Origin of the sequence: Pseudomonas sp. OST1909, assembly GCF_015277575.1 — a bacterium.
GTDB lineage: Bacteria > Pseudomonadota > Gammaproteobacteria > Pseudomonadales > Pseudomonadaceae > Aquipseudomonas > Aquipseudomonas synxantha_A.
On record NZ_CP063780.1, the window covers coordinates 2,494,593 to 2,519,008 of the forward strand.

Below are 24,416 nucleotides of genomic sequence, written 5' to 3' on the forward strand. Positions count from 1 at the left end.
CCCATGGGCCGTGCGCGGGTATGCCTGTCTTTTATGTTTTTGCTTGAGGTAACCATGATTAACGCAGTCATCGCCGCGGTCGGCACCATGCTGGTGCTCAGCCTGTCCCGCGTGCATGTGGTCATCGCCATCATCGTTGGTGCCCTGGTGGGCGGCTTGACCGGTGGCCTGGGGATCGACGCCACGCTCAAAGCCTTCAACGGCGGTCTGGGCGGTGGTGCAACCGTCGCCTTGTCTTACGCACTGCTGGGCGCTTTCGCGGTGGCCATTGCCAAGTCCGGCCTGGCCCATGCGCTGGCAGACAAAGCCTTGCTGCTGGTGGACCGCCAGGAAGCCAGCGGCGGCAGCCACGTCAAATGGCTGTTGATCGGCCTGTTGTGGGTGGTGGCGATTGCCTCGCAGAACATCCTGCCGATCCATATTGCGTTCATTCCGTTGCTGGTACCGCCGCTGTTGTACGTGCTGACCAAGCTGCAACTGGACCGCCGCCTGATCGCGTGTGTGATGACCTTCGGCCTGATCACGCCATACATGTTCCTGCCGGTGGGCTTCGGCAACATCTTCCTCAACCAGATCCTGTTGGCCAACGTGGCCAAGAGCGGCGTGGATATCAGCCAGGTCAACGTCACCCATGCCATGGGCCTGCCGGCACTGGGCATGGTGGTCGGCCTGCTGGTGGCGGTGTTTGTCAGCTACCGCAAAAAACGCGTGTACGACTTGGAAAAAATCGAGCGCGTCGAGCAAGTGGCGGTACAGTACAACCCGCTGACCCTGCTGGTGGCCGGCCTGGCGATTGCCGCGGCGTTCATCATTCAGCTGTGGCTGGACTCGATGATCATCGGCGCCCTGGCCGGGTTTTTGATCTTCTCGGTGTCGGGCATCGTGCGCTGGAGCGACACCGATGACCTGTTCACCGAAGGCATGAAGATGATGGCGATGATCGGCTTCATCATGATCGCCTCGTCGGGCTTTGCCGAAGTGCTCAAGGCCACCGGTGACGTACGCTCACTGGTGGAAGCCTCGGCGGCGTTTATCGGCCATAGCCGTGGGGTAGGGGCGTTGCTGATGTTGTTGGTGGGGCTGTTGGTCACCATGGGCATCGGCTCGTCGTTTTCCACGGTGCCGATCCTTGCCGCGATTTTCGTGCCGCTGTGCGTGCAACTGGGCTTCAGCCCGTTGGCCATCGTGTGCATCGTCGGCACCGCCGGTGCATTGGGCGATGCCGGCTCGCCCGCATCGGACTCCACCCTCGGCCCCACCTCCGGCCTGAATATCGACGGTCAGCACCACCATATCTGGGACACCGTGGTGCCGACCTTCCTGCACTACAACATCCCGTTGCTGGCATTTGGCTGGCTGGCTGCAATGACGCTCTGACGCAAGCACTGCACACCTCCACTGTGGCGAGGGAGCAAGCTCCCTCGCCACACAAGCTCGCTCCTACAGAAATCACTTACTTGGCCGTTAACCTCTCAAGTCGCCACTAACAAGAGAGAAAAGCCATGCGTCTGAGTTTGAAGGCCAAAGTCCTGGCCCTTGCCGTTGTGCCGGTGTTGCTGTTTGCCGTGGTCATCAGCCTCACCACCGTGTGGATTCTGCAGGGCCAGGCCCGCAACGAAGTGGATGAAACCCGCCAGCGCCTGCTCGACGACGCCAAGGCCACTTTGCAAGGCTATGTCGAAGTGGCCATGACCACCATCAAGCCGCTCTACGACGCAGCTGCTCCCGGCGATAGCACGGCGCGGGCGCAGGTGGTCAAGTTGCTGTCCAACACCCGCTACGGCAAAGACGGTTATTTCTTCGGCTACGACTCCGAAACCATCCGCCTGTTCAAGGGCAACAGCCCGGACGGCGTAGGCAAAAGCTTCAAGAACAACCGTGACCCCAACGGTGTCTACGTCAATCGCGACCTGGTCAAGGTCGGCAAGGACGGCACCCACTACTTGCAATACAGTTCGACCCAACCTGGCCAGACCGAACTGGTGCCCAAGCTCGGCTACACCGAATACCTGCCCAAATGGGACATGGTTATCGGCACCTCTGTGAACCTGGACGGCATCGAGGCCCAGGTGGCGGTGGTCCAGGACAAGGTCGAACAGCGTATGCAAGGCGTGCTGCTGAGCATCCTTGGCGTGGCTGTGGTGGTGTTGCTGGTGATTGCGGCGGTGGGCATGTTAGTCGCCAATACCATCCTGCGCCCGCTGAACCTGATGAAAGCCAACCTCGACGACATCGCTGCCGGTGAAGGCGACCTGACCCGCCGCCTGGCCATCACCAGCCAGGATGAACTGGGCGACCTGGCCGGTGCGTTCAACCGGTTTGTCGATAAAATCCACGGCCTGGTGCGCCAGATCACCGAAATGACGGCCCAGCTTACTGGGCTGGTGAGCCAGGTGTCCGACCAGGCCCAGCGCTCCGAACAGGCCATGGAACGCCAGCGCCACGAGACCGACCAGGTGGCCACCGCGATCAACCAGATGTCGTCCGCGGCCCATGAAGTGGCGCGCAGTGCCCAGGGCGCTGCGGTCGCCGCGCAACAGACCGACGCCGAGGGCCAGGCCGCCAAACGCGTGGTGGACGGCAGCATCGCGCAGATTCACGCGCTGGTGAACGATATCCGCAGCAGCGGTGTGTCCCTGGACAGCCTGCAGCAGGATGTGTCGTCGATTGTCAGTGTGCTTGGCGTAATCCGCTCGATTGCCGAACAAACCAACCTGCTGGCGCTCAATGCGGCCATCGAGGCTGCGCGGGCCGGGGAGGCCGGTCGCGGGTTTGCCGTGGTCGCCGACGAAGTGCGCGCCCTGGCAAGCCGTACGCAAACCAGCACCCAGGAAATCCAGGGCATGATCGATCGCCTGCAAAAGGGCACCGAAGCCGCCGTGGACGCCATGCGCCGCTCCAGCGATGCGGGCGAAGGCACCTCGGCCCAGGCCAACGAAGCCGGGGCGTCCCTCGATACCATGGCCCAGTTGATCGGCACCATCAACTCGATGAATGCGCAGATCGCCAGCGCCGCCGAAGAGCAGACTGCTGTGGCCGAAGAGATCAACCGCAGCGTGCATCAGATTGCCGTGGCGGTGGACAGCGTAGCGGATGAAACCCAGCTCGGCGCCCAGACCTCGCGCAGCCTGGCGGACCTTGGCCAACGGTTGGGGCAGTTGGTCGGTCAATTCAGGATCTGAGGTTCTACAAATCGCGCATCAGTAGGCCAAAACGCAGGTCCATCTCGGTCGGCAAGGGCACATACACCGTGTGCCCGTCCCCCGGCGCCACCTCAATGGCTTGCCCCTTGGCGTTGTGCAAGGTGGCCAAGTCAAAGTGAAAGTTGCCGGCGGGCGTCATCAATTCCAGGTGATCGCCCACGGCAAAGCGATTCTTTACCTTGACCTCGGCCAACTCCCCGCGACGTTCGCCGGTCAATTCCCCAACAAACTGCTGGCGCTCGGACACCGAGCTGCCGTTCTGGTAGTTCTGGTATTCGTCGTGCACATGTCGACGCAGGAAACCTTCGGTGTAGCCGCGCTGGGCCAGGGACTCCAGATTGGTCATCAAGCCGCGATCAAACGCGCGCCCGGCCACTGCGTCGTCGATCGCCTGGCGATACACCTGGGTGGTGCGTGCGCAATAGAAATGGGATTTGGTGCGGCCCTCGATCTTCAATGAGTGCACGCCCATCTGCGCCAGGCGCTCCACGTGTTGCACGGCGCGCAAGTCTTTGGCGTTCATGATGTACGTGCCATGTTCGTCTTCAAAGGCCGGCATTTGCTCATCGGGACGGTTGGCTTCCTGTAACAGGAATACCTGGTCGGTGGGTGTACCGACCCCCAGCGTCGGCTGATGGTGCTGGACGATGTCGCCGGTCGCGTTCTCCACTGCCGGCGTGGCCTGGTATTTCCAGCGGCAGGCATTGGTGCAGGTGCCCTGGTTGGCGTCGCGCTTGTTCATGTAGCCCGACAGCAGGCAGCGCCCGGAATAGGCCATGCACAGGGCGCCATGTACGAACACCTCCAGTTCCATGGTGGGTACATGCTGGCGGATCTCGCCGATTTCTTCCAGGGACAGTTCCCGCGACAGGATCACCCGGCCAATGCCTTGTTGCTGCCAGAATTGCACGCTGGCCCAGTTCACCGTGTTGGCCTGTACCGACAGATGAATCGGCATCTGCGCGAAATGCTGGCGCACCAGCATGATCAGCCCAGGGTCGGACATGATCAGCGCATCCGGGCCCATGGCGATCACCGGCGCCAGGTCCTTGAGGAAGGTCTTGAGCTTGGCGTTGTGCGGCGCGATGTTCACCACTACATAGAAACGCTTGCCCTGCGCATGGGCTTCCTGGATGCCGAGGGCGAGGTTGGCGTGGTCGAATTCGTTGTTGCGCACGCGCAGGCTGTAGCGCGGCTGGCCGGCGTAAACCGCATCGGCACCGTAGGCGAAGGCGTAGCGCATGTTTTTCAGGGTGCCGGCGGGAGCGAGCAGTTCGGGGGCGATCATCGGGGGCATGGGCGTGGGTCGCAAAAAGGCGCGAGGGTAGTGCACGGGCGGTCATGGTTTATTGACCCAGGTCTAAACAAGCCGATCTATGCTTGTTCGATAAACAAGGGCACTCCCAGGTTTCGCCGCGGACTAAGCAACAGGGCTGACACCGGCCCGGCTTTTCTCATATGGACCGGACATGAATCAAACCAACCTGCAATTCAAAACCCTGCTGCTATTGCTGGCGCTGGTGACCATCGCCTTTATCTGGATATTGCTGCCGTTCTATGGTGCGGTGTTCTGGGCAGTGATCCTCGGCATCATCTTCGCGCCGATGCAGCGCCGCCTGCAGCAACGCTTCAGTTGGAACCGCAACCTGACCTCCCTGACCACCTTGATGGTGTGCCTGGTGATCGCGATTCTGCCCGTGATCATTACCAGTGCGTTGCTGGTTCAAGAGGGGGCCACGCTGTATAAAAACGTCGAAAGCGGCAAGCTCGACGTGGCCGGTTATATCGAGCAGTTCAAGAACTTCCTGCCGCCGTACTTCCAGCAACTGCTCGATCGCTTTGGCATGGGCAACCTGGAAGGGCTACGTGAAAAGGTAGTCAAGGGCGCGATGCAGGGCAGTCAGTTCTTCGCTTCCCAGGCGTTCAGCTTCGGCCAGGGCACCTTTGATTTCCTGGTGAGCTTTTTCATCATGCTGTACCTGCTGTTTTTCCTGCTGCGCGATGGCCCCGAGCTGGTGCGCAAGGTGCGCACGGCGGTGCCATTGGCCGAGCCGCAAAAGCGCCGCCTGCAACTCAAGTTCAACCGGGTGGTGCGGGCCACGGTCAAGGGCAACGTACTGGTGGCCGTGACCCAGGGTGCGCTGGGTGGTTTGATCTTCTGGTTCCTGGATATCCCCAGTGCGTTGCTCTGGGCGGTACTGATGGCGTTCCTGTCCTTGCTGCCGGCGGTGGGCGCAGGGATTGTCTGGGCGCCAGTGGCCGTTTATTTCCTGTTGAGCGGCGCCATCTGGCAGGGCGTGGTGCTGGGGCTTTTTGGCGTCTTCGTGATTGGCCTGGTGGACAACGTGCTGCGCCCGGTCCTGGTGGGCAAAGACACCAAGATGCCGGACTACCTGATCCTGATCTCGACCCTGGGCGGCTTGTCGGTGTTTGGCCTCAACGGCTTCGTGATCGGGCCGCTGGTGGCGGCCTTGTTCATGTCGTGCTGGGCGTTGTTCGCCGAAACCAAGCCGCGGGTCAAGTTGCCCTTGCCTTAGGTCTCAGGCCTGGAGCCTGAAGTCGGCTGCCAGCCGGCGTTGTGTTTCGGCGTCAGACAACGAAGTGAGCGGGCCGCTGATAGGCTCGCCATCACGTACCACGTACCAGCAGGCAAGCAAGCCGAGCTTGCGCAGAGGGGTGGGAACGGCGCTACCGATGACAGACATGATTTGAACAGTGGGCATAAGGACCTCCAATCGCTATGGAGGTCACCTTAAGGGGTGTCGCTATCCAGGAAAAATCACCTGGCTCGATAGTCGACATCAACGCCAGGCGTTAATCCACCACCTGGTCGAGCATGTTCACCACTTCGTGCTCACTGAGCAGCCCCTTGCGCACCAGGTTTTCAGCCAACAGCGCCAGGAACTTCGCGCTGCGATGGCCTTCAAGGTGCTTGAGCTCGGTCAAGGCGCTGTAGACCTTGCTGGACGTGCAGAGGCCGGCGGTGCGGTGCGGATTCTGGGTGGGCATGTTCGTTCGTCCTTAATTGTTATTGGTGGACCGGGTCGATAGTGAGACTGTTTTATGACGCAACCATGACAGCGCACGCCTGGGCCGATCAAGAGGATATGCGACTCTTGTACTGTGGGATTGTCGTCATAGCGACATTGGCAGGATAAAACCGGACGTTCCAGGCAAAAAAAGGCCCCGTATGTGGGCGGGGCCTGTTCCACTCAACTCAATTGAAAATTACCAACCGTGGCGGTAGTAGCCCTGGGGAGGGCCGTAGTAGCCGCGAGGCGGGCCATAATAGCCGCGGGGAGGCCCGTAGTAGACCGGCGCCGGGCGGTAGTAAACCTGCTGCTGCACGTACACCGGTGGTGGCGGCGCGTAATAGACCGGGGGTGGGGCGGCATACACCGGCTGCGGTTGCACATACACCGGCTGTTGCACATAGACCTCACGAGGTTGGCTGGCAACCACGGAGCCGACGACAGCTGCGCCCACAAGTGCACCCAACACTGCCGGACCACCCCAACCACCACCGTGGGCGGAGGCTTGGCCGGCCATCGCAAGTGCGCCGATAAGCAAGGCGATTCTGGGGATTTTACGCATCATGGTCATTCCTCGGTTAGCCCCTGCGCTTGTGGTCTGCAATCAATAGACCCAAGGATTGTCGCGGGGATACTTTTAAGACAACGTATTTCAAAAAAACAGCACGGCCATTAGGTAAAGGTTGTGTAAGGTCTGTACCGATTTGCTTACTTCAAGGAGTTACCCATGCAGATGCACCCCAACAAGGACACCCAACTGTGCATGTCGCTGTCGGCGCGGCCCGGGAACTTTGGCCTGCGTTTTCATAACCATTTGTATGAGCAGCTTGGGCTGAATTTCTACTATAAAGCCTTCAGCAGCCAGGATTTACCCGGCGCGATCGGTGGCATCCGAGCCTTGGGCGTGCGGGGTTGTGGGGTTTCCATGCCGTTCAAGGAGGCGGCCATCGCGTTGGTGGACGAACTCGACGATTCGGTTCAAGCCATTGACTCGCTGAACACCATCGTCAACACCAACGGTCATCTCAAGGCTTACAACACCGATTACATTGCTGTCGAGCAACTGCTGAAGAAGCACGCCGTGCCAAAAGATTCCACCTTCGCCCTGCGTGGCAGCGGCGGCATGGCCAAGGCGGTGGCCAGCGCCTTGCGTGATGGCGGTTATGCCAACGGTGTGATCGTAGCGCGCAATGAGGTGGCGGGCCGGGCATTGGCCAGCAACCTGGGGTATGAGTGGCAGGCGGACCTGGGCGACCTGCGCCCACAAATGCTGATCAATGTGACGCCCATTGGTATGACAGGCGGGGCCGAGGCGGATGCATTGGCGTTCGATGCCGACGCGATTGATCAGGCAGAAACTGTTTTTGATGTGGTGGCAATTCCGGCTGAAACACCATTGATCGTGCGTGGCCGTGCCAAGGGCAAGCGGGTGATTACCGGGCTGGAGGTCATCGCGATCCAGGCACTGGAGCAGTTTGTGCTTTATACAGGCGTGCGCCCAACGCAGGAGCAGTTCGAGGCGGCAGTAGCCTTCGCCCGAAGCTAATGGTGGGAGGGGGGCAAGCCCTAATGCCTGTAGGAGCGAGCAAGCCAGCTCCTACAGATTATTATCTGTGTCAGGTCTGCTCCAACTGCGCCAGCCGTTCTTCCAGTGCGGCAATCCGCGCCTCCAGCTCTTCGATCCGTTCCACCGAAACAGCCCCCGCGCTACGCTCTACTGGATTGCCTCGTGCGGTCATGATCGCTTCAATATCCGCCGGATCCCCCAGCGCGTGGGTATACCGATCTTCCCGCTGGCCCGCCTGGCGCGGCACCAATACCGCCAACCCCCGGGCAATCAGGCGTTCCAACTGGTGAACGACCTGCTCGGCATCTTCAAAGTCATGCATACGCCCGCTACGGGTCAGCAACTCGTTGACCGTCTGCGGCCCCCGCAGAAACAGCAACCCGGTCAAGATCACTTGGGCCGGCACCAGTTCCAACGCCTTGTCCACACGGTGTTCCCAGCGGTCGGCACGGCTACCCATCACCAGGCGGGTAAAGCCTTGGCCCTCCAGCGCGCGCAGGCTTTGGCCGACCTGGCCCTGGCTGAGGTTCATCACTGGCTCACGGCTGGTTTTCTGATTGCAGGCCAGCACCAGGGCGTTGAGTGTCAGGGGATAGGTTTCCGGGTGGGTCGCCTGTTTTTCGATCAGGCAGCCGAGGATGCGGATTTCCGTGCTGTTCAGGCGCGGCTCAGGGGTGTCGGTGTCATGTTCGGCGGTCATCGCGCGTTCCCTATGCAGTGAAGGTCACCAGCGTAATCCTCAAAAAATAAAAGACAAGCGCCGGGCATGGCTATAATCGCCGCTGGTTCCAACCCTGCCATTATCGTGAGACTGACATGACTATTTCCCTGTACGCCGCTTCTATCCCAGTCTTCAAGCAAATGCTCAACGCATTGAGCGATGTGCTGAACAAAGCCGAAGCCCACGCTACTGCAAAGAACATCGAGCCCAATGCCCTGCTGCAAGCGCGCCTGTTTCCGGATATGTTCCCACTGGTGCGCCAGGTACAGATCGCCGTCGACTTCGCCAAAGGCGTGTCGGCACGCCTGGCCGAGATCGAAGTGCCCAAGTACGAAGACACTGAAGTCACCTTCGCCGACCTGCAAGCGTTGATCGCCAAGGTCCTGGCGTTTGTCGACACCATCAAGCCCGAGCAGATTGACGGCAAGGAAGGTATCGAGATCGTCACCCGCCCAGGCACCCCGAAAGAGAAGCGCTTCAGCGGCCAGTCCTACCTGTTGACCTACGGCCTGCCGCAGTTCTTCTTCCACGTCACCACCGCTTACGCCCTGCTGCGTCATAACGGTGTTGAAGTGGGCAAGCGCGATTACATGGGCGCGTTCTAAGCTCTAAACACAGCCCGGGGTTGTTCTTGAATGAACAGCCCCGGGTTTTTTTATGTGTGGGTTTTTACATCAGTCTGATGTTTCGTTACATATTTCTGTGCAACGCGTTTTCGAATATTCCCCACTTAGGAGCGCCTAAACAACCTTCAATTGAAGTGCCTAGAGATTACAAACGATATGAATATTTCTTCCACCGCGGTAATTAAACCTCTCGGAAACGCTCATTTCGACTCGGCACTGGAGGCGTCCAACAGTCAAACCCTGTCTTCTTCAAAGTCCAATGCTGTGACCCGAACCAAGCGTGAGGTGCCGGGCGATGGCGCATTCTCTCAAACTTCTCAGCGTGAACAAGCCAACAGTGACCTGGCAGCCAGTTATGCCGACGTTTTGATGGAGCGTACCCGTGATGAGGACGCTGTTATCGCGAACATTCCACACGCTTCATCTTTCGGCCAGTGGCGTACACAGTTGCGTAATGCACTTAAGGACAAGGGGTTTTTAGATTGGCTTAAGTCGGATGGCTTGGATCCATCTTCCCTCAAGATCACTGAGGACGGGTTCCTGAGTGTCAGGAACAAACAGGGGGTGCTTACGCTGTTTACTTTGCAAGATAACTCCCCTTGGGCGACTTTCGCTGGGCCGATTCTGGCGGCGGTAAAAGCCTATGCCCCCGATGGGATCACCTGGTCGGCGCTGTATGAGGAGAGTGCGCCGCTCAAGTGGGTCGCCCAGTTCTATGGCGAAACGATCCATAACGAATCATTCAAAGATCGACAACGCGCCCAAGCGTTGCAAGAAAACAAAGCATTCTCAACGGCGGGAGCTGGTAAGGAGCGCAGTGAAGAAGCGCTGGTGGAGCAAAAACGACAATTGGCTAATAAACGCGACCTGCAAACCTTCAGGGATGCCCTGCTCGTGGCGCATGTGGAGGCGGACGATTATCTGAATAAGCAAGAAGCATTGCAGGCCTTCAATAGCTTACCCCATGACGCTGCAGCTTATGACCGTAGTGCCGAGCTGAAAATTTTTCTGCAAACGCGACACATCACACTTGATCCTGACTCTGGCTTCCATCTGGATAATCAACCAATGGCAGGTAAGCAAGTGAACCTCTTGCAGTTCATGACTGGCACTGGTTTGGATCACCCGCTTGATCAAGCGCAGGTCAAGAACATGATCATGGAGTTGCTCCGTCCAACCGAGTACCGGCAACTGCATGGCGATCTCGGGGGCGGGTTATCGTGGTCAACTGCGCTTGATTCACAGCAACAGCAGGCCATCTATGATGCCGTCAGTTATAACTCGATGAAGTTGCCTGAGTTCGACAAGTTGAAGCTGAGCCAAAGCGCCTTTGGGTATCTGACGCAAACCATCGAGTGGTCCGAAGCAGAGCTCAAAGATCCCCGGCAAGCGATCCTCAGGCTTTTGAAAGGCCCCACTGCGCAGGCTATAGGCGAAGCCTTGCGCAGCAAGTTCGAGGGCGCGGGCAGTACCGAAGATTGGGCGCTTGCGGCGCTTCAGATAGGCCTCAATCAGGACGCACTGTGGAAGCCAGAAGAAAAGAACAAGGTGGCCGGGTTTGATTTGTCGGCGCGCGAAAATTGGGGTAAGCCGTTGTCTTTTGTCCTTGAGGGGCTAACCGAGCATTTGCGCAAGTCATATGGCAACAACGCTGCGGTGGCAGCCTACCTGCTGTTGTCGCATCACGCTCCGGAGTTATTGGTCAAAAACATCCCTGACAGTGTGACTTACGGCTCTGCGGCCTGGGTCAGCTTGAAAGCCATCGTTGCCAAATCCGAGATGCGCAATCCGGGGGCGGCGGCGACTAAAACTTATGAGCAACTGCTCAAAGACGACCTGGCCCCGATTACCGATGCCGAAAAAAAAGTGGAAGCGCTGGCTGGGAAGGAGGGCCTGATTCACTGGGCTGTGGCGGATGAAGCCGTTGAAAAACGGGCAGATAACAATTACACGGAAGAAGAAGTTGAACGTGCTACGACCCTCGCCAGTGAGCGTTTCGACACCTTGATGCAAGCTTCAGAAGCTCAACGCACCGAGTTGGCCACCCGTAAAGCACTGGCGCTCGATGCGCTGAAGGAGAAGTGTCCCGTAAAAGAATACGGGGTGATAGATTTTGAGAAGCAAGCAATCTATCCAAAAGTACGGGATCGTGGTTTACAAGGCCCTTACTCGATACTGGATATCTTTTTGCAGCCGCAGCAGCATGTGGAGTGGTATTCCAATGATCCTGCCGTTCCTATCGAAAAGATATTCCATGAGCTCAAGTTTATGCCGTCGCCCAATGAGCTGTTTGAAAAGCACGTTGTTGATTATTACGACGGGCTTAAAGGCGCTATGAAGGTTACCGTACAACACCAAATGTCACTGCTGCCTGCGGAGGATAAGGAGGCGTTGCAGTATGGTGAGCTGAAAATTTATGGGGCAGGGATGATCACTCGGACCATTGCCGATACAGGCACTGGTATTCAGCGCCGTATCAAAAAAGTTGAGGACGTCAAAAGCAGCTCCGTATTTTTCGAAACCCTGCATAAAGGCAGTAAGCGAATTTATGAATTCAATCCATCGGCAGGGGGGCTGCGGCATCGAGCTGATTTGACCGATGGCCTGAAGGTTGGTCTACAGGGCGATTGGGCTGACATTGCTACGGGTGAGGAAGGGGTGAGAGCTATTTCAAACACCACACTTAGAGAAATGAAAGCCGACAACTCGACAGACACTAAGGAACGAGAACCCAAGCCTCAAACCTCAACACCCACACACACGTTTACCTCGGCGAGAACACAGCACATAGCCGATGCAGTTACGAGCCATTTTTTCAGTACTAAAGAGCGTGAACAGTTGGCTAGCGGAGCCAGAGGCGTGACCACATTCGATACTGAAGTGACGGAGTTCGAAAAAATACAAGCTGTTACCCGTGCGCTGATACCAGGTGCAGCGGCGCTTCATAGTTTTCAGCAGGGCAGAGTGGGTGAAGGGCTTGCGTTTCTTGCATTCGATATATTCGGCTTCGTTGTCGCCGGTGCCGGGGCGCTCGGTAAAGTTTCCAAGATAGTGAAGGTGGGCGAGAAGCTAGGAAAAGGAGGCGTTGGAGGCAGGTTGGGTCGGGCATTTATCAGTGCGGCCAACCCGTTTGCAGGGGGGGCTGCCATTGGAACCAGAGGCCTCACAGCTTTCTCCTCGTTCGCGGGCAAAGGGAGTCTTATCTGGAAAGTGTATGCGGCTACTGCCAGTGTGGATAGGGTGTATCAGAACAAGCCCAAAGACGTGATAGCAGGCATTTATCAGGGCGTTGATACATCAAAGATCTTGGCTCAGTTAGATGAAATCACCGGTAAGTGGTACCGAGTCGATCCGAAAACTAACAAGCGATATGGGACACCTCTTCAGGGATTCACTCCGGAAAACTCCCCGTCTTAAGCTCAATACTTTCAACCCTCGTTAGAAAAGGCTCGAGTCGGCTCAGCAATGAGCCGCTCGGGCTTTTCTTTTTTCATTCAAGCGGTTTGTTCTTCCTTGCCCAGGCACGCCGCCGCAGTAAACAGCACATCGGTAGACGAATTGAGCGCGGTTTCGGCTGAATCCTGCAGGACGCCAATGATGAAACCGACGGCCACTACCTGCATGGCGATTTCACTTGGAATGCCGAACAGGCTGCACGCCAATGGGATGAGCAGCAGCGAGCCGCCTGCCACTCCCGATGCACCACAGGCACAAATCGCGGCGACCACACTCAACAGAACGGCGGTCGGCAGGTCCACGGCAATCCCGAGGGTGTTCACAGCCGCCAGGGTCAGCACGGTGATGGTGATTGCCGCACCGGCCATATTAATGGTGGCACCGAGCGGGATCGACACCGAGTAGGTGTCTTCATGCAGGCCCAGGCGCTTGCTCAACGCCAGGTTGACCGGAATGTTGGCCGCCGAGCTGCGGGTGAAAAATGCAGTGATGCCGCTTTCACGCAGGCACATCAGCACCAGCGGGTAAGGGTTGCGGCGCAGTTTCCAGAACACGATGGCAGGGTTGATCACCAGCGCCACGAACACCATGCAGCCGATCAGTACCACCAGCAGGTGCGCATAGCCGAGCAGGGCGCCGAAACCGGAGGTGGCCAGGGTTGAGGCCACCAGGCCGAAGATGCCCAGCGGGGCGAAGCGGATGACCACGCGTACGATCAGGGTCACGCCGTTGGACAGGTCGTCCAGCACCGTGCGGGTGGTTTCACCGGCATGGCGAATGGCAACGCCCATGCCGATGGCCCAGGCCAGGATACCGATGAAGTTGGCATTCATCAGTGCGCTGACCGGGTTATCCACCACGCTGAGCAACAGGCTTTGCAGCACCTCGCCAATGCCGCCGGGAGCGCTCACCGTGGCGTCATGGGTGGCCAGTACCAGAGAGGAGGGGAACAACGTGCTGGCGACCACTGCGACCACGGCGGCGGAAAAGGTGCCGAGCAGGTACAGGAACAGGATCGGGCGGATATGGGTTTCCTGGCCATGCTTATGGTTGGCAATCGAGGCCATGACCAGCACAAACACCAGGATCGGTGCGACGGCCTTCAGCGCCGTGACAAACACCTTGCCGATAAAGCCCGTGGCGCGCGCGGCCTCGGGGAACAGCAGGGCCAACACGATCCCGGCAATCAGGCCGATGACAATTTGGGTGACCAGGCTGACGCGCATTAAACGTTGTAATAGGGAAGGGGCAGCAGTCATAAAGAGTTGTCTCTAGTTTTTTTAGTAGGGCACAGCATTGCAGGCAGAAGTACTGTAGGAAGCAGGCGCGAAGTCTAGCATGCTGTAGGACGCGTCTCGTTCGCTGCGGCATTCCGTCACCTGTATACGTGGGATTAGGTCAAATCCGGACATGTTCTGTTAAGATTCACCCCTCTCATCTTTCCTCTCTATCAGCGAGCCCTTCGGGCTGTCGTTGATGTCGCTGTTTCTGGAGTTTGCATGTTGTTCCCTATCTTGCTGCTGTCGGCAGCCGGTTTTACCGTGCTGACCACAGAATTCGTGATCGTCGGCTTGTTGCCCTCGATCGCCCGGGACCTGAATGTCAGTGTGTCCCAGGCCGGACTGCTGGTGACGCTCTTCGCGTTTACCGTGGCGGCGTTCGGCCCCTTTCTGACCGCCTATTGCGCGCGGTTCCAGCGCAAGCGTCTGTTTATCAGCATCCTGATCATGTTTGCGGTGGCCAATACCGTGGCGGCATTGGCGCCCAATATTTGGATAATGTCCCTGGCTCGCTTGATTCCGGCGTTGGGCTTGCCGGTGTTTTGGGCCTTGGCCAGCGAAACGGCGGTGGACATTGTCGGCCCTGAATTCGCCGGGCGTGCAATTGAAAAAATCGGCTTCGGCATCGTCTGCGCCACCGTGTTCGGGATTCCGGTAGGCACGCTGATTTCCGATATGTTCGGTTGGCGCACCGCCTTTGCAGTGCTTGCGGTGATTGCCCTGGCCAAGGCGTTATTGCTGTTCATTTACCTGCCGGTGACCCAGGCAAAGAACGAGCAAGTCACCTTGCGCTCGCAATTCAAGATCCTGCGCAGCCCGGTGATGCAGGGCCACATCCTGTTGTCGATCCTGGTCTTCAGCGGCATGTTCACCGCCTATACCTACCTGGCGGATATCCTTGAGCGCTTGGCAGGGTTCGACGGCACGCTGGTGGGGTGGTGCCTGATGGGCTTCGGCGCGGTCGGGCTGATCGGCAATTCCCTTGGCGGGCGCGCGGTGGATCGTCATCCCTTGATTGCGTCCATGGTGTTCTGCGGGTTTATGATCGCGGGCATGATGGCAGTGGTGCCGGCGATTCATTCGACCATTGGCCTGGCGGCGGCGATGGCGGTATGGGGCGTGACCCAGGCGGCGATGTTCCTGGTCAGCCATGTGCGATTGATGAAGGCGGCGCCCCACGCGCCGGCGTTTGCCGCCTCGCTGAATATCGCCGGGGCCAATCTCGGCATTGGCCTGGGTGCAATGGTGGGTGGGCATGTGATTGACACCCTGGGCCTGGGCAGCCTTGGCTTTGCCGCATCGGGGTTTATCCTGGTGTCGATCCTGCTCGCACTGTGGTTGATGACCGCCAAACCTACCGCGGCCAACGCCTGATCAAAGGGGGCGCGCAGTTTTTTCAGGGCAGGGCGGTAAACAACTCGCGCCTTGCCCCTTCGGTAATCGCCACGATACCGGGGTGCTTGACCTTGCGCTCCACCGAGATCGCATAGAACGACTCGGTCACCGCGTCGGTCTGGCCGATCAGCACCACGCCGTAGTGGCGCACCACCTCATCGGCGATCACGCTGGGGGCGATGAAGATTCCGCTGCCGGATTGCCCAAACGCTTGCATCAACGCACTGTCGTCGAACTCACCGATGATCCGCGGTTGAATCTGCTGCTCGGCAAACCAGCGCTGCAATCGGCTGCGCACTACGGTCTCTGCCCCCGGAATCAATAACGGCGCACCGTGCAAACACTGTGGGAAATCGCCGCCATGCTGGTCAGCCAACGCCTGGGTGGCGAAAAAACTGATGCCGCATTCCCCCAGCTTCTGGCTGTAGCCCTTGATGTCCAGATGGCTCGGCATCGGGCTGTCGGAAATCACCAGGTCCAGACGCTGGATCGCCAGGTCGGCGAGTAAACGTTCGAGTTTGTCTTCGCGGCAAGTGATGCGCAGCGGTTCGCTCAGCTCCATGGTGGGGGCGATCAGGCGGTAGACGATGGATTTTGGCACCACATCCGCCACGCCGACCCTGAACGGGATCTGTTGCTCATCGGGCTGGGCGCGCAACATCGCCTCAAGTTCGTTGCCGGTCTGGAACATCTGCTCGGCGTAGGGCAGCGCCTGACGCCCGGCTTCGGTCAGCTCAAGCTGGCGCCCCACCCGCTGGAACAGAGCAATGCCAAAGGTTTGTTCCAACAGGCTGATCTGCCCGCTGATAGTCTGGGGCGTGAGGTTCAGTTGTTCGCAGGCGCGCACGATGCTCCCAGTCTTGGCCACCACCCAGAAGTAATGCAGTTGTCGATAATTGAGCATCGCGGTCTACACTTCGTAAAAATCGAAGTATACGCGAGAAAAATACGAATTTTCCTGAACTGTTCACCTGCATAGAATGCATCGCTATCGCGGGGCCACTATTTGGACCCAATGGTTCTAATGAGGAATACAGAATGAAACTCAATTCCCTGGGCGCAGCGTCGCTGCTTGCGCTTTCATTGGTGATGATCGGCGGTTGTGATCAGGTCGAAAAAAGCGCGCAGCAAGTGCTGGGCAAAGCCAGCGAATCGGCCAAGCAAGCGATCGATGACACCCAAAAGGCTGCCGAACAGGCATTGAGTGAAGCGACCGAGGGCTTGATCAATCCGCAGAAGAAAGATGACCAGGAAGAAAAAGACGCCGAATCGAACACCCAAGAAACCTAATTTCCCAGCACTACCACGTCAGGACTGACCTATGGATTACCTTTTACAACTGGCCGCCAGCCCCACCGCTTGGGTCGCACTGGCTACCTTGATCGTCATGGAAATCGTGCTGGGCATCGATAACCTGATCTTTATCTCGATCCTCACCAACAAATTACCCGAGCAGCACCGGGCCAAGGCGCGGCGCATCGGTATCAGCATGGCGCTGGTATTGCGCCTGGGCCTGTTGAGCACCATCGCCTTCATCGTGCAGTTGACGGCGCCGGTGTTTGAAGTGTTCGGCCAGGCGTTCTCCTGGAAGGACATGATCCTGATCGCCGGTGGCCTGTTCCTGGTGTGGAAGGCAACCACCGAAATCCATCACAGCATGGACCCGGAGCCTGAAGAGAAAGCAACGGTTGGCAACACCGTGGCCATCGGCTTCGCGGCGGCCATCGGGCAGATCCTGTTGCTCGACCTGGTGTTCTCCATCGACAGCATCATCACGGCCGTGGGCATGACCGAGCACTTGCCGATCATGATCATTGCCGTGGTGACCTCGGTGATCGTGATGCTGGTGGCGGCCGAACCGTTGGCCAAGTTCATCAATGACAACCCGACTGTGGTGATGCTGGCCCTGGGCTTTTTGATCATGATCGGCATGACGCTGATCGCCGAAGGCTTCGGCGCCCACGTGCCAAAAGGCTACGTGTATGCGGCCATGGCGTTCTCGGCGGCTATCGAATGCCTGAACATCGCACGGCGTAACCGCCACAAGCGTTTGCTCGCTGCCCGCGAGTAACCGCTGACCCGAAAGGCCGGCTGCGCTCACAAGAGCCCAGCCGGCCTTTTGCTGTCTGCTAGAATCGGCCCACTTGATAGCTTGAGGTCTTCCATGAACGAGCCGATTCGCCTTACCCAGTACAGCCACGGTGCGGGTTGCGGCTGCAAGATTTCGCCCCAGGTGTTGGAGGTGATCCTTGCCGGCAGCGGCGCACAGAACCTGGACCCCAACCTGTGGGTGGGCAACGCCTCACGTGATGATGCGGCGGTTTACGCCATTGACGACGAGCGCGGCGTGGTCTCCACCACGGACTTTTTCATGCCGATAGTCGACGATCCCTTCGACTTCGGCCGCATCGCCGCCACCAATGCGATCAGCGACATTTATGCCATGGGCGGCGACCCCTTGATGGCCATCGCTATTCTTGGCTGGCCGGTCAACGTGCTGGCGCCGGAGATTGCCCGCGAAGTGATCCGCGGGGGCCGTTCGGTGTGCGACGCCGCCGGTATCCCGCTGGCGGGTGGGCATTCCATTGACGCCCCGGAGCCGATCTTTGGCCTGGCCGTTACCGGGATCGTGCAAAAGCGCCACATGAAGCGCAACGACACTGCCACTGCCGGCTGCAAGCTGTACCTGACCAAGCCTTTGGGCATCGGTATCCTCACCACCGCCGAAAAGAAGGGCAAGTTGCGCGAGGCCGACGTCGGCCTGGCCCGTGACTGGATGTGCACCCTCAACAAGCCTGGCAGCCGTTTCGGCAAGTTGGCCGGCGTCACTGCGATGACAGACGTTACCGGTTTCGGCCTGCTCGGCCACCTGGTGGAAATGGCTGATGGCAGTGGCCTGACGGCCCGCATTGAATATGCAAAAGTCCCACGCCTGCCAGGGGTTGAGTACTACCTGGACCAGGGCTGCGTACCGGGCGGCACCTTGCGCAACTTCGACAGCTACGCCAGCAAGCTCGGGCGCGTGCAGGAGTTGCACAAGCGCGTACTGTGCGACCCACAGACCAGCGGTGGCCTGCTGATCGCCGTCACCCCCGAAGGCGATGCCGAGTTTCATGCGGTAGCCGCCGAACTGGGCCTGAACCTTGAGCCAATCGGCGAACTGCTTGAGCGACAGACCAACGCGGTAGAGGTGATTTGATGGCAACTGACATCACCGATTACCGCGACATCTTCCTCAATGACCGGCCGATGATGGATACCCGCGCGCCGGTCGAATTTGTCAAGGGCGCGTTCCCCGGCGTGGTCAACCTGCCGCTGATGACCGACGACGAGCGCCAGCGGGTGGGCACCTGCTACAAGCAACAAGGCCAGCAAGCTGCAATTGTCCTGGGCCATGAGCTGGTCTCTGGAGCGATCAAGACCGAGCGCATCGAGCAATGGGCGCAGTTTGCCCAGGCTAATCCGGATGGCTACCTCTACTGCTTTCGCGGTGGGCTGCGCTCGCAAATCGTGCAGCAATGGTTGAAAGCCGAAGCGGGGATCGAATATCCCCGGGTCGGCGGTGGTTACAAGGCCATGCGTACCTTCCTGCTGGATACTTTGGAGCAGGCGACCGCCCAGTGTGATTTCGTGCTGCTTGGCGGTATGACCGGTACCGGCAAGACCGAGGTATTGGGTCAACTGCGCAACGCCCTGGACCTGGAGGGCCATGCCAACCATCGCGGTTCCAGTTTCGGCAAGCGTGCTACGGCACAACCGTCCAATATCGACTTCGAGAACCGCCTGGCGGTCGACCTGTTGAAAAAGCGTGCAGGCGGTATCGGGCAGTTTGTAGTCGAGGACGAGAGCCGCATGATCGGCAGTTGCGCGCTGCCCCTGCCGTTACACAAGGGGATGCAGACGTTTCCGATGGTGTGGCTGGAAGACAGCGTCGAAGGCCGCGTCGAGCGCATCCTGAAGGATTACGTGGTCGACCTGTGCGCCGAGTTCATTGACGTGTTTGGTGAAGGCGGCCAGCTATTATTTGCCGAGCGCCTGACCCAAAGCCTGGTCAATATTCACAAGCGTCTGGGCGGCGAACGTTTCCAGCGGCTGCAGGCGATTTTGCAGGACGCCCTGGCGGAACAGGCGCGCAGCGGTGCAGTGGAGCTGCACCGCGTGTGGATCGAAGGCTTGTTGCGCGAGTATTACGACCCGATGTATGCGTTCCAGCGCGAGAGCAAAGGCGCACGGATCGAGTTTGCCGGGGAGCAAGAGGCGGTGGTGGAATATTTGCGTGAACGAGCATCTCGGGTGGGGTGATCTTTCGGACGCCATCGCAGGCAAGCCAGCTCCCACCTTTTGAAGTGTGAATACATACAAAGGTGGGAGCTGGCTTGCCTGCGATGAGGCCATCAGCCCCACTGAAAATCTAAAGAATCACCGCCCCAATCAACCCACACACCACCCCCACCAGCATGGTCAACCCGGCCACTGTCACCAGCACCCGCGCATCGAAATCCTTGCGCAGCATCAACAGCGACGGCAGGCTCACGCTCGGCAGGGTCATCAGCAGGGCCACGGCCGGGCCGGTGCCCATGCCCAGGGTCATCATGGTTTGTACGATGGGTATTTCTGCCGCCGTAGGAATCACGAACAACGTACCGACGATCGCCAGCGGCACCAGCCATACCAAGCTGTTGGCCATCGCCCCGTCCACATGGGGGAACAGCCACACCCTTGCCGCACCGAGGACCAGCACTGCCAGGATGTACACCGGGATGGTGCTCCAGAACAGCTGCCACAAGGTGCGCAACCAACGGCTCAGGAAGGGTTGCGACTCCAGGGTGCTGACTTCGGCGACAGCCTCCAGCGCCGCTTCCGGCACTTGATCAGGGCGCGCGATACGCTGCGCTACCAGAGACACCCCCACCACCAGCACAATCCCGGCCACCAGCCGCAGCGCGGTAAAGTCCCAGCCCAGCACAAACCCCATGAACACCAGCGTGGCCGGGTTCAAGACCGGGTTGGCAATCCAGAACGCCAGCGCCGCGCCCACCGACACCTGCTGACGGCGCATGCCCGCCGCCACTGGCGCTGCACAGCAACTGCACATCATCCCCGGCAAGGCAAACAGCCCGCCGCGCAGGGTCGAGCCCAGCCCGGCACGGCCAAACAGGCGCAGCAGCCAGTCGCGAGGGATCAGTACTTGCAGTAATGAACCGAGGATCACCGCCAGCACAGCGGCTTTCCAGATCGCCAGGAAATACACTTGGGCGTAGGCCAGCGCCGCCGCCAGGGGCGAGCTTTGCTGGTCATTGAGAATCGAGGCGCCAATGCTGTGGTTGTCCGCCGCTACAAACGCCTTGAGGTAGTAGGGCGACCATTTCACATAGTAGAGGCCGATGCAGGCCACCAGCAGAAACAGGGCAGGCTTGCACCAGAACGACCAGCCCCGATTGGGCTGGGAGGACGCGAGGTTGGACATGAAGAGGATCCGCAGGTGAGTCGATAGCCGGGCATCATACGCCCCTGCGGCTCACGCTTCAGATATCTGCACTGACCTGGGTCGGATCCGGGCAGGTTTCATCGCCGTTATTCAGCCCCTGCTTATAGTTGCGACTGAGCAGCGAGGCCTTGCCGTTGTGCCAGGTCAGCGTCAATACGTACAGGGAGTCATAGTCATTGCCAGACCAGTCATCGGTGAGGGTGTGCTTTTCGCCGGACGCTTCGCTGGCGACTTTGTTGATCAGTTCCGGCAAGTAACCATGGGACCAGGCCGTGTAGATCGTCGCGTTGCGGTACTTGTCCTCGACCAGTTCTTCGGCCAGGGCGCTGGTGTCATTCGCTGAGAATTCGATGTTCACCGGCAGGCCAAGCTTGATCGCGCTGGGGCTGATGGTAATCAGTGGGCGAATGTAGCTGTAGGAATTGTCCAGTTCACCTTCCTCGACATTGCGTGTCGGGTTGGCGGCAAACACGTAATTGGCCTTGCCAAACTTCTCCGGCAGGACAGTAGCCAGGTTCATGGCACGGTTCAGGCCCTGGCAATTGAGCTGGCCCAGGCCACCGGCCGGTTTTTCGCCGTGGCGCAGGAATACCAGGGTTTGCACGCCGTCCACGGGTTGGGCACGGCTTTCACGGGCGTCGAGAGCGGTGACGATGGCCGCGCTGACCAGCAGCAGCGGCAACATCATGTATGAATAACGTTTGAATCGTTGCACAAGGCGCAGAGGCTTGATCTTCATTATAGGTTCGAGTCTTCGTGCGTCGGGTTAAGGCGGACAGGCCCGGCCCCAGTGACGCGGCAAGCGTCCTGCGGTATTCCCTGTCGATATAGCAAGGTGCTTCCATTTACCCTTCGGGCGCTCTTAAGAGTGCAATCAGGCGCTTTGGTTCGCCCAGAGGGGATACTAGCGGGCAAATGTTGCGCAACGATGACCCATGCACGGTGGCGGGCAGATGACTATCATGAGGGCTTTCCGTCCAGGGGGTTCTCGATGAACGCACTCGCCGCTTTCCCGATCAACAGCAAATGGCCTGCCCAGCACCCGGATCGCCTGCAGTTGTATTCGTTGCCCACGCCCAACGGCGTCAAGGTGTCGATCATGCTCGAAGAACTGGGGCTGCCCTATGAAGCGCACAAGGTCAGTTTTGACACTCAGGACCAGATGTCCCCGGAGTTCATGTCCCTGAGCCCCAACAACAAAATCCCCGCGATCATTGATCCTAACGGCCCGAGCGGGCAACCGCTGGCGCTGTTCGAGTCCGGCGCGATCCTGATCTACCTGGCGGAAAAGACCAGCCAGTTGCTTTCCGAAGACCCGGCCACCCGCTATGAAACCCTGCAGTGGCTGATGTTCCAGATGGCCGGGATCGGCCCGATGTTCGGCCAGGTGGGGTTCTTCAACAAGTTCGCCGGCAAGGCTTATGAAGACAAGCGCCCGCGTGACCGCTACGCCGCTGAAGCCCGGCGGTTGCTGGGCGTTCTGGAAAAACGCCTGCTGGGCCGCACCTGGATCATGGGCGATGACTACAGCATCGCCGACATCGCCACTTTCCCCTGGATTCGCAACCTGATCGGTTTCTACGAATCCGGCGACCTGGTGGGCATTGCCGATTTCCCTAACGTACTGCGCGCATTGGACGGCTTTGTCGCACGTCCGGCGGTCATCCGTGGCCTGAATATTCCGAGCTGAAGCATGCCGACTTTCGAGTTCCAACAACTGGATGTATTCAGCCGCGTACCGCTTAAAGGCAACCCGTTGGCCGTGGTGCTCGGCGCCGATAGCCTCACTGACCAACAGATGGCGGACTTTGCCAACTGGACCAATCTCAGCGAAACCACGTTTTTGCTCACACCCAGGGATCCACGGGCCGACTACCGCGTACGCATTTTCACCACCCTCACGGAGCTGCCGTTTGCCGGCCACCCGACGTTGGGCAGTTGCCACGCCTGGTTGCAGGCCGGTGGCGTACCCCGAGGCGAGGAGATTGTTCAGGAGTGCGAAATCGGTCTGGTGCGCATCCGCCGCCAAGGTGACGAACTGGCGTTTATCGCGCCGCCGTTGTTGCGTGCAGGGGCCGTGGAGGCACCGTTGCTGGAACGCGTGCGTCTGGCATTGAAGCTGGCGCCCGAGGCGATTGTGCGCAGCCAGTGGGTCGACAATGGTGCCGGGTGGCTGGCAGTGATGCTGGCTGATCGTGACGCGGTGCTCGCGTTGCAACCGGACTATGCGCAACTGCAGGGCCTGGCCGTGGGGGTGATCGCTCCCTGTGATCCGGTGCGTGACGCAGTAGACGCGCAATTTGAAGTGCGCGCCTTTATCGCTGGCGACGGCGCCCCTGAAGACCCGGCCACCGGCAGTTTGAACGCAGGTGTTGCCCAATGGCTGCTCGCCGAGGGCTTGGCGCCCAGCCGTTATGTGGTCAGCCAGGGCACGACGATGGGGCGAGCAGGGCGTATTCACATCGAGCGCCAAGGCGATGAGGTGTGGGTCGGCGGCGCCGTAGCGCTGTGTATCCAAGGGCAGCTACAGCTCTAGATCAATAAATTGTTACGCGCCTGGCAATACACTATTGGCCCCTTGGCATTTGTGTTGCCGGGACTTGGGGGCATAAGCTTTGGCCCCAAAGATTTCAGCCATTTTTCAGGAAAGCCATGACCAGTCAGTTCCCCCAAGCCCGCCCACGTCGCCTGCGCCGCTCCCCGCAACTGCGCGGCTTGTTCCAGGAAAGCGAATTCACCCTTAATGACCTGGTGTTACCGATCTTCGTTGAAGAAGAAATTGACGATTTCGTGCCGATTACCAGTATGCCGGGCGTGCTGCGTATCCCGGAGAAGAAATTGGCCGGCGAGATCGAGCGTTACGCCCGTGCCGGCATCAAGTCGGTAATGACCTTCGGCGTGTCCCACCACCTCGACGCCAACGGCAGCGATACCTGGAAAGAGCGCGGCCTGGTTTCGCGCATGTCCTCGATCATCAAGGACGCGGTGCCGGAAATGATTGTGATGTCCGACACCTGCTTCTGCGAATACACCGACCACGGCCATTGCGGCGTGATGCACGGTGCCCATGTCGACAACGACGCAACCCTGGTCAACCTCGGCAAACAAGCTGTGGCCGCTGCCCGCGCCGGCGCCGACGTGATCGCTCCGTCCGCCGCCATGGACGGCCAGGTCCAGGCCATCCGCCGCGCCCTCGACGACGCCGGTTTCACCCATATCCCGATCATGGCCTACTCGACCAAATTCGCCTCGGCCCTTTACGGCCCCTTCCGCGAAGCAGGCGGCAGCGCCCTCAAGGGCGACCGCAAAAGCTACCAGATGAACCCGATGAACCGCCGCGAAGCCGTGCGCGAATCGCTGCTGGACGAACAGGAAGGTGCCGATGCGCTGATGGTCAAGCCAGCCGGCGCTTACCTCGACATCATCCGCGACATCCGCGAGGCGTCACGCCTGCCGGTGGCGGCATATCAGGTGAGCGGTGAGTACGCAATGATCAAGTTCGGCGCCCAGGCCGGGGCGATTGATGAGGACCGGGTGGTGCGCGAGACGTTGGGGTCGATCAAGCGGGCGGGGGCGGATTTGATTTTTACGTATTTTGCGATGGATTTGGCGTTGGCGGGGATCTAACGGCGCCGTTTATCCCCTGTG

23 protein-coding genes are annotated in these 24,416 nt (G+C 59.3%); 14 read left to right on the forward strand and 9 right to left on the reverse strand.

Going from position 1 to position 24,416, the window contains the following annotated elements; all coding sequences use genetic code 11:
* Window positions 1-57 precede the first annotated feature (57 nt).
* Window positions 58-1,377: a Na+/H+ antiporter NhaC family protein gene (locus IH404_RS11045; protein ID WP_164366002.1), complete on the forward strand. Its 1,320-nt coding sequence runs from the start codon at window positions 58-60 to the stop codon at window positions 1,375-1,377.
* A gap of 125 nt (window positions 1,378-1,502) precedes the next feature.
* Complete coding sequence (locus tag IH404_RS11050; protein WP_194440406.1) at window positions 1,503-3,182, forward strand: methyl-accepting chemotaxis protein; 1,680 nt, start codon at window positions 1,503-1,505, stop codon at window positions 3,180-3,182.
* A gap of 4 nt (window positions 3,183-3,186) precedes the next feature.
* On the opposite strand, the gene yegQ is transcribed toward IH404_RS11050, so the two are convergent.
* Window positions 3,187-4,500: a tRNA 5-hydroxyuridine modification protein YegQ gene (yegQ, locus tag IH404_RS11055; RefSeq protein ID WP_005786877.1), complete on the reverse strand. Its 1,314-nt coding sequence runs from the start codon at window positions 4,498-4,500 to the stop codon at window positions 3,187-3,189.
* A gap of 172 nt (window positions 4,501-4,672) precedes the next feature.
* Here yegQ and IH404_RS11060 point away from each other — a divergent pair, with 172 nt between their 5' ends.
* Window positions 4,673-5,740 (forward strand): AI-2E family transporter, encoded by a 1,068-nt coding sequence (locus IH404_RS11060; protein WP_005786879.1) that lies wholly within the window; start codon window positions 4,673-4,675, stop codon window positions 5,738-5,740.
* Window positions 5,741-5,743: 3 nt separating this feature from the next.
* Here IH404_RS11060 and IH404_RS11065 read toward each other — a convergent pair whose 3' ends face one another.
* The 3 genes from IH404_RS11065 to IH404_RS11075 all read right to left on the reverse strand — a co-directional run bounded on the left by IH404_RS11065 (window position 5,744) and on the right by IH404_RS11075 (window position 6,806).
* Entirely contained in the window at window positions 5,744-5,926 is a 183-nt protein-coding gene (locus tag IH404_RS11065) for a hypothetical protein (protein WP_005786881.1), read from the reverse strand.
* A 91-nt stretch (window positions 5,927-6,017) separates the two neighbouring features.
* Window positions 6,018-6,212 carry a hypothetical protein gene (locus IH404_RS11070; protein ID WP_003190284.1) on the reverse strand — a complete coding sequence of 65 codons (195 nt, stop codon included), beginning with the start codon at window positions 6,210-6,212 and terminating at the stop codon, window positions 6,018-6,020.
* A 219-nt stretch (window positions 6,213-6,431) separates the two neighbouring features.
* Window positions 6,432-6,806, reverse strand: a complete 375-nt coding sequence (locus IH404_RS11075) for a hypothetical protein (RefSeq protein WP_087945233.1) — start codon at window positions 6,804-6,806, stop codon at window positions 6,432-6,434.
* A 156-nt stretch (window positions 6,807-6,962) separates the two neighbouring features.
* Between IH404_RS11075 and IH404_RS11080 the strand changes: the two genes are divergently transcribed.
* Complete coding sequence (locus IH404_RS11080; RefSeq protein WP_005786885.1) at window positions 6,963-7,781, forward strand: shikimate 5-dehydrogenase; 819 nt, start codon at window positions 6,963-6,965, stop codon at window positions 7,779-7,781.
* A 70-nt stretch (window positions 7,782-7,851) separates the two neighbouring features.
* On the opposite strand, the gene IH404_RS11085 is transcribed toward IH404_RS11080, so the two are convergent.
* The gene (locus tag IH404_RS11085) at window positions 7,852-8,502 is read right to left on the reverse strand and encodes a DUF480 domain-containing protein (protein ID WP_005786887.1); all 651 of its coding nucleotides are present in this window, start codon (window positions 8,500-8,502) and stop codon (window positions 7,852-7,854) included.
* Between the two features lie 116 nt (window positions 8,503-8,618).
* Between IH404_RS11085 and IH404_RS11090 the strand changes: the two genes are divergently transcribed.
* Window positions 8,619-9,128, forward strand: coding sequence for a DUF1993 domain-containing protein (locus tag IH404_RS11090; protein ID WP_005786889.1), 510 nt, complete (start codon window positions 8,619-8,621; stop codon window positions 9,126-9,128).
* Between the two features lie 177 nt (window positions 9,129-9,305).
* Entirely contained in the window at window positions 9,306-12,566 is a 3,261-nt protein-coding gene (locus IH404_RS11095) for a hypothetical protein (protein WP_194440407.1), read from the forward strand.
* 77 nt (window positions 12,567-12,643) lie between these two features.
* On the opposite strand, the gene sstT is transcribed toward IH404_RS11095, so the two are convergent.
* Window positions 12,644-13,864, reverse strand: a complete 1,221-nt coding sequence (gene sstT / locus IH404_RS11100; protein WP_194440408.1) for a serine/threonine transporter SstT — start codon at window positions 13,862-13,864, stop codon at window positions 12,644-12,646.
* 240 nt (window positions 13,865-14,104) lie between these two features.
* Between sstT and IH404_RS11105 the strand changes: the two genes are divergently transcribed.
* Window positions 14,105-15,259 (forward strand): MFS transporter, encoded by a 1,155-nt coding sequence (locus IH404_RS11105; RefSeq protein WP_005786895.1) that lies wholly within the window; start codon window positions 14,105-14,107, stop codon window positions 15,257-15,259.
* 22 nt (window positions 15,260-15,281) lie between these two features.
* Here IH404_RS11105 and nhaR read toward each other — a convergent pair whose 3' ends face one another.
* Window positions 15,282-16,184 (reverse strand): transcriptional activator NhaR, encoded by a 903-nt coding sequence (gene nhaR, locus IH404_RS11110; protein ID WP_005786897.1) that lies wholly within the window; start codon window positions 16,182-16,184, stop codon window positions 15,282-15,284.
* 134 nt (window positions 16,185-16,318) lie between these two features.
* On the opposite strand from nhaR, the gene IH404_RS11115 reads away from it, so the two are divergent.
* The 4 genes from IH404_RS11115 (at window position 16,319) to mnmH (ending at window position 19,582) form a co-directional block, all read left to right on the forward strand.
* Window positions 16,319-16,570, forward strand: a complete 252-nt coding sequence (locus tag IH404_RS11115) for a hypothetical protein (protein WP_122734984.1) — start codon at window positions 16,319-16,321, stop codon at window positions 16,568-16,570.
* 31 nt (window positions 16,571-16,601) lie between these two features.
* On the forward strand, window positions 16,602-17,351 hold the full coding sequence (locus tag IH404_RS11120; protein WP_005786902.1) for a TerC family protein: 750 nt from the start codon (window positions 16,602-16,604) through the stop codon (window positions 17,349-17,351).
* 93 nt (window positions 17,352-17,444) lie between these two features.
* A complete protein-coding gene (selD, locus tag IH404_RS11125) occupies window positions 17,445-18,479 on the forward strand; it encodes a selenide, water dikinase SelD (protein ID WP_005786904.1) in 1,035 nt (344 codons plus the stop codon).
* Window positions 18,479-19,582 (forward strand): tRNA 2-selenouridine(34) synthase MnmH, encoded by a 1,104-nt coding sequence (mnmH, locus tag IH404_RS11130; RefSeq protein ID WP_194440409.1) that lies wholly within the window; start codon window positions 18,479-18,481, stop codon window positions 19,580-19,582. The genes selD and mnmH overlap by 1 nt, the downstream gene beginning before the upstream one ends.
* A 109-nt stretch (window positions 19,583-19,691) precedes the next feature.
* On the opposite strand, the gene IH404_RS11135 is transcribed toward mnmH, so the two are convergent.
* Together IH404_RS11135 and IH404_RS11140 are read right to left on the reverse strand one after the other, a co-directional pair.
* Window positions 19,692-20,747 (reverse strand): permease, encoded by a 1,056-nt coding sequence (locus IH404_RS11135; protein ID WP_194440410.1) that lies wholly within the window; start codon window positions 20,745-20,747, stop codon window positions 19,692-19,694.
* Window positions 20,748-20,805: 58 nt separating this feature from the next.
* On the reverse strand, window positions 20,806-21,507 hold the full coding sequence (locus IH404_RS11140; protein WP_005786910.1) for a hypothetical protein: 702 nt from the start codon (window positions 21,505-21,507) through the stop codon (window positions 20,806-20,808).
* 252 nt (window positions 21,508-21,759) lie between these two features.
* Here IH404_RS11140 and IH404_RS11145 point away from each other — a divergent pair, with 252 nt between their 5' ends.
* From IH404_RS11145 to hemB, 3 genes are all read left to right on the forward strand, one after another.
* Window positions 21,760-22,458 carry a glutathione S-transferase N-terminal domain-containing protein gene (locus IH404_RS11145; RefSeq protein WP_194440411.1) on the forward strand — a complete coding sequence of 233 codons (699 nt, stop codon included), beginning with the start codon at window positions 21,760-21,762 and terminating at the stop codon, window positions 22,456-22,458.
* A 3-nt stretch (window positions 22,459-22,461) separates the two neighbouring features.
* On the forward strand, window positions 22,462-23,304 hold the full coding sequence (locus tag IH404_RS11150) for a PhzF family phenazine biosynthesis protein (RefSeq protein WP_194440412.1): 843 nt from the start codon (window positions 22,462-22,464) through the stop codon (window positions 23,302-23,304).
* A gap of 116 nt (window positions 23,305-23,420) precedes the next feature.
* Complete coding sequence (hemB, locus tag IH404_RS11155; protein ID WP_005786915.1) at window positions 23,421-24,395, forward strand: porphobilinogen synthase; 975 nt, start codon at window positions 23,421-23,423, stop codon at window positions 24,393-24,395.
* The last annotated feature ends 21 nt before the right edge of the window (window positions 24,396-24,416 follow it).